Below are 952 nucleotides of genomic sequence, written 5' to 3' on the forward strand. Positions count from 1 at the left end.
CGCCCGGCCTGGCCGGCGACGATCGTGCAGCAGGCGCGCACCGCCTGGCCGAGGCCGTGCGCCGGGAACTCGGTGCGCAGCGCCGGCGCGCCGGGGTTGCGCAGGCCGTCGGCCGCCTGCAGCACGCCGGCCTCGACCTTCAGCACATGCGCGAGCGCCGCATTGCCCTGCACCGCCGCCGGCCGCGCGAGGCGCGATTCGTTGACGAAGGCCTCGGCGCTGGTCAGCGAGACGGCGCGCGCGCCGCTCAGCGCGCCCAGCCCGGCGGTGCCGACGGCCACGCCTTCGGCGGTGAAGCGGCCACGCCCGCGCAGCCCGGCATCGAAGGCGCGCGCCACCCAGCCTTCGTCGAGGTACTCGCGCGCCGCCGATGCGGTGTCCCAGATCTCGATCGAGCGGAAGTGCGACAGGTTGGGCTGCGGGTAGCCGAGGCCGAGCAGCAGCGCGAGCTCGTGCTTCTCCCACAGCGGGATCAGCGGCGCGAGCGACGGGTGCAGGCCGAGGCTGGCGTCGAGCCGCAGCAGGTCGGCGGGCGGCAGCGCGAGCGTCGGCCGCAGCGCTGCGTACGCGGGATCGGCATACGGCACGACGGTGTTCAGGCCGTCGTTGCCGCCCTTCAGCTCGACCAGCACCAGCACGCGGTCGGCGGCCGAGGCTGCGGCCTGCAGGCCGTTCGTGCCCTGGGCCCACGCAGCGGACGGAATACCCGGCAGCACGAGGCCGCTGCAGGCGACGGCGGCGCTGGACAGGCGCATGAATTCTCGACGGGTGGATCGCATCGCGGCCTCCGGGTCACTTCAGTTGAAACGCAGGGTCCAGGCTCAACGCCCGCAGCATCGACAGCCCGACCGTGCCGGCCGGCAGCGGATTGACGGGCGGCGCGGCCAGCACGGCCATTTCGATGCGCGCCCTGGTAGCGGCATCCGGCTCGCGGTCGGCATGGGCGCCGAGC

1 protein-coding gene is annotated in these 952 nt (G+C 74.8%); it reads right to left on the bottom strand.

Annotated elements, in window-relative coordinates; translation table 11 throughout:
* Positions 1-779, bottom strand: a 779-nt coding sequence (locus AC1D15_RS34510) for a DUF1501 domain-containing protein (RefSeq protein WP_477829618.1), incomplete at its 3' end; no start/stop codon positions are given.
* Positions 780-952 lie beyond the last annotated feature (173 nt).

This window comes from Rhizobacter sp. P2_H2 (assembly GCF_056403375.1).